This window comes from Domibacillus epiphyticus (assembly GCF_001975785.1).
In the GTDB taxonomy this organism is placed as follows: Bacteria; Bacillota; Bacilli; order Bacillales; family Domibacillaceae; genus Domibacillus; species Domibacillus epiphyticus.
This window is the reverse complement of the sequence record NZ_MSFI01000034.1, coordinates 1-1,459: the sequence shown is the minus strand read 5'-3', so window position 1 is coordinate 1,459 and position 1,459 is coordinate 1. Positions and strand designations below refer to the sequence as shown.

The window sequence follows — 1,459 nt, the reverse complement described above, 5'->3', positions numbered from 1 at the left end:
TGAACTGCACCCCAATTGTTAGACACCATCTGACAATTGGAGGTGCAGTTTTTCTATGGCTAAATTTTCTGCAGAAGATAAATTACAAGCAGTTGTGCGTTATTTAAATGGAAATGAGAGTTCAAATGAAATAGCGAAATCGTTAAGGACTGATCATAAGGCAATCCTTAAATGGGTCAAACAATACGAATACAATGGTGTTGAAGCTTTTCTTAAGCCTTGTACAAATTACACACAACAGTTTAAACTAGACGTACTAAATTACATGATTGAACATGGTACGTCCTTAAACGAAACGGCAGCTATTTTTAAAATACCTGCCCCTTCAACAATTATTGCTTGGAGAAAACGATTTGAAACACAAGGAATAGATGCCCTTCAATCAAAGAAAAAGGGGCGTCCATCCATGAAAAAAGAATTCAATCAACAACCAAAACAAGCACCTGTCAAAGGCTCTACTGAAGCACTTGAAGCGCGTATTAAACAACTAGAGATGGAAAACGAATATTTAAAAAAGTTGAATGCCTTAGTTCAAAACAAGGAAAAGTCACCAAACAAGACAAAACGCAAGTAGTCTATGAATTAAGGCATAAATATCCGGTGAAAGCACTCGTAAAGCTCGCTGGCCTTCCACGTAGCACTTACTATGATTTAGTGAAACGTATGAATCGTCCAGATCCTGATGCCGATCTAAAAGCGGAAATAAAGGCTATTTATGAAGAACATGAAGGGCGTTATGGTTATCGCCGCATTCGTGATGAACTTGCGAATCGTGGGCAAAAAGTGAATCACAAGAAGGTTCAACGGATTATGAAAAAACTAGGGTTAAAGTGTATTGTACGCATGAAAAAATACAAATCTTATAAAGGTTCGGTTGGTAAAATTGCGCCGAATATTTTAGACCGCCATTTTACGGCAAATACCCCAAATGAAAAGTGGGTAACAGACATTACAGAATTTAAAATATTTGGTGAGAAACTTTATCTATCGCCTGTCCTAGATTTATTTAATGGGGAGATAATCACGTACACAATTGGTTCTAGACCAACCTATTCTCTTGTTTCAGATATGTTGGAGAAGGCTTTCGAACGTTTACCTGCGATCCACCAGCTACTTCTGCATTCCGATCAAGGCTGGCATTATCAAATGAAGAAATATCGTCACGCACTTGAATCAAAAGGGATAGTTCAAAGTATGTCTCGTAAAGGAAACTGTTACGACAACTCTGTTATGGAAAACTTCTTTGGAATTATGAAATCTGAGTTTCTCTACATGAGAGAATTTGAAAGTGTAGAGCATTTTAAAATAGATTTAGAAAAATACATCGATTACTACAATACGAAGCGAATAAAGGCAAAATTAAAAATGAGTCCGGTTCAATACCGAAATCATTTTACCAAAGCAGCCTAATGAAATAACCGTGTCTAACTTTTAGGGGTCACTCCATTCAGTAACTTCG

Annotated in this window: 1 protein-coding gene; it reads left to right on the top strand. The window is 36.9% G+C overall.

Translation table 11 applies throughout. The features are described 5' to 3' along the window. Window positions 1-55 precede the first annotated feature (55 nt). Window positions 56-1,410, top strand: a protein-coding gene (locus BTO28_RS16870) for an IS3 family transposase (RefSeq protein WP_095532699.1) whose coding sequence is annotated in 2 segments (ribosomal slippage) — window positions 56-509 and window positions 509-1,410 — 1,356 coding nt in all. Because the reading frame shifts where the segments join, the coding sequence is not laid out codon by codon here. Window positions 1,411-1,459 lie beyond the last annotated feature (49 nt).